Annotated in this window: 2 protein-coding genes; both read right to left on the minus strand. The window is 55.6% G+C overall.

The window, feature by feature from the left end; genetic code table 11:
- Positions 1-159 precede the first annotated feature (159 nt).
- Positions 160-795 carry an ATP-dependent Clp endopeptidase proteolytic subunit ClpP gene (clpP, locus tag ACRESJ_RS03375; RefSeq protein WP_090456702.1) on the minus strand — a complete coding sequence of 212 codons (636 nt, stop codon included), beginning with the start codon at positions 793-795 and terminating at the stop codon, positions 160-162.
- A gap of 93 nt (positions 796-888) precedes the next feature.
- Positions 889-2,199, minus strand: coding sequence for a trigger factor (tig, locus tag ACRESJ_RS03380; RefSeq protein ID WP_431756636.1), 1,311 nt, complete (start codon positions 2,197-2,199; stop codon positions 889-891).
- Positions 2,200-2,472: the final 273 nt, after the last annotated feature.

Genomic DNA, 2,472 nt, shown 5'->3' on the forward strand with positions numbered 1-2,472 from the left:
CAATAGAGCAGCTTGCCGTTGTCCTCGCCGTTGCGGGTGTCAGTCATTCGTTCGATCCAAATCCGATAGGCTTGCAACACAAGATGAAGGCTATTGCGGGCTTTTTCAAGCCCGCCGGTGATCGGACCCGCCGACCAACCTTATTTTGAGCTGCTTATTTTAAGCGGGGCGCTGGGTGATCACTTCATCGATCAAGCCGTACTCACGCGCAGCGTCTGCACTCATGAAATTATCGCGGTTGGTATCGCGCTCGATTTCTTCAAGGGTGCGCCCGCTATGCTTGGCCATCAGCGTGTTGAGACGCTCGCGGATAAACAGGATTTCCTTGGCATGGATTTCGATATCCGACGCCTGGCCCTGGAAGCCGCCCAGTGGCTGGTGAATCATCACACGCGAGTTCGGCAGGCAGTAACGCTTGCCGGGGGCACCGGCCGTCAGCAGAAACGCGCCCATGCTGCACGCCTGACCGATACAGGTGGTCGACACGTTGGGTTTGATGAACTGCATGGTGTCGTAGATCGACATACCCGCCGTCACCGAACCGCCCGGGGAGTTGATATAGAGATGGATGTCCTTGTCCGGGTTTTCCGCTTCAAGGAACAGCAGTTGCGCACAGATCAGGTTGGCCATGTAGTCCTCTACCGGGCCAACCAGAAAGATCACTCGCTCCTTGAGGAGGCGCGAGTAGATGTCGTAGGCGCGCTCGCCACGAGCGGACTGCTCGACAACCATCGGGACCAGACCGCCTGCGGCCTGGATATCAGAGTTCTGCTGAATATACGAATTACGGAACATGCTCTGCAGTCACTCCCAAATAGTTATGTCTTGAATACGCATAAGCCAGCACGAAGGCTGGCTTATGGTGTTTGCTTCTTACCGCAAAAGTGATCAGTCGGCTTGTGGTGCTTCTACCGGCTTGACCGCTTCTTCGTAAGAGACCGACTTGTCGGTCACGCTAGCTTTCTGCAGAACAGTATCCACAACTTGCTCTTCCAGCACAACCGAACGAACTTCGTTCAGTTGCTGGTCGTTCTTGTAGTACCAGGACACAACTTGCTCAGGCTCCTGATAAGCCGAAGCCATTTCCTGAATCATCTCGCGAACGCGGGCTTCGTCAGGCTTCAGGTCGAATTGCTTGACCACTTCAGCCACGATCAGGCCCAGCACTACGCGACGTTTGGCTTGCTCTTCGAACAGCTCGGCCGGCAGTTGGTCAGGCTTGATGTTGCCGCCGAACTGCTGAACAGCCTGCACGCGCAGACGGTCAACTTCGTTGGACAGCAGAGCCTTTGGCACTTCAATCGGGTTGGTGGCCAGCAGACCGTCCATTACCTGATTCTTGACCTTGGATTTGATCGCCTGACGCAGTTCACGCTCCATGTTCTTGCGAACTTCGGCACGGAAACCTTCCAGACCGGTTTCCTTGATGCCGAATTGAGCGAAGAACTCTTCGGTCAGTTCTGGCAGCTTTGGCTCGGAAACACTGTTTACAGTCACGGTGAACTCGGCGGCTTTGCCAGCCAGGTCCAGGTTCTGATAGTCCTCTGGGAAGGCCAGGTTCAGAACGCGCTCTTCGCCAGCTTTAGCACCCACCAGACCGTCTTCGAAACCAGGGATCATGCGACCGGAACCCAGAACCAGCTGAGTACCCTTGGCGGAACCGCCAGCGAACACTTCACCGTCGACCTTGCCGACGAAATCGATGTTCAGTTGGTCTTCGTTCTGGGCAGCGCGATCGGCCACTTCGAAACGGGTGTTCTGCTTGCGCAGGATTTCCAGCATCTTGTCCAGATCGGCATCAGCCACATCAGCGCTCAGGCGCTCGACGGTGATACCTTCGAAACCGGCAACGGTGAACTCAGGGAACACTTCGAAAACAGCGACGTATTCCAGGTCCTTGCCAGCTTCCAGGGATTTAGGCTCGATCGAAGGCGAACCAGCCGGGTTCAGCTTCTGCTCAACCACAGCTTCGTAGAAGGAAGACTGGATCACGTCGCCTACAGCTTCCTGACGAGCATCGGCACCGAAACGGCGCTTGATTTCGCTCATTGGCACTTTGCCTGGACGGAAGCCAGCAATCTTGGCCTTTTGGGCGGTCTGCTGCAGACGCTTGTTGACCTGGCTCTCGATGCGCTCAGCCGGCACGGTGACGCTCATGCGGCGCTCAAGAGCAGTAGTATTTTCAACAGAAACTTGCATGGATATTCCTCGTTGCACAGACGTTAGCCGGCCGTTTCCGACCCCAGAATCAAGGGCATGCATTCTAGTGGGTCAAACTCAAGAAGTCACCCTACTGAAAACGGGTAAAAAAGCAGCAGGCAATTTATAGGTGCGAATGCACGAATGCACCTCGCCCCGATGGCAAATACAACCAATCACGCCAGGGCTCTGCGCCAACCTTTCCCTATATAGAGAAGGTCGCCAATCATCTCCCTGACAGCCGATCTCGCAAGCACGGCCGGCGGGCAGGAC

It is taken from the genome of Pseudomonas sp., assembly GCF_050739655.1.
In the GTDB taxonomy this organism is placed as follows: Bacteria; Pseudomonadota; Gammaproteobacteria; order Pseudomonadales; family Pseudomonadaceae; genus Aquipseudomonas.

Coding starts and splice junctions, on each gene's coding strand:
- clpP (WP_090456702.1), bottom strand. CDS start 795: ATGTTCCGTAATTCGTATATTCAGCAGAACTCTGATATCCAGGCCGCA.
- tig (WP_431756636.1), bottom strand. CDS start 2,199: ATGCAAGTTTCTGTTGAAAATACTACTGCTCTTGAGCGCCGCATGAGC.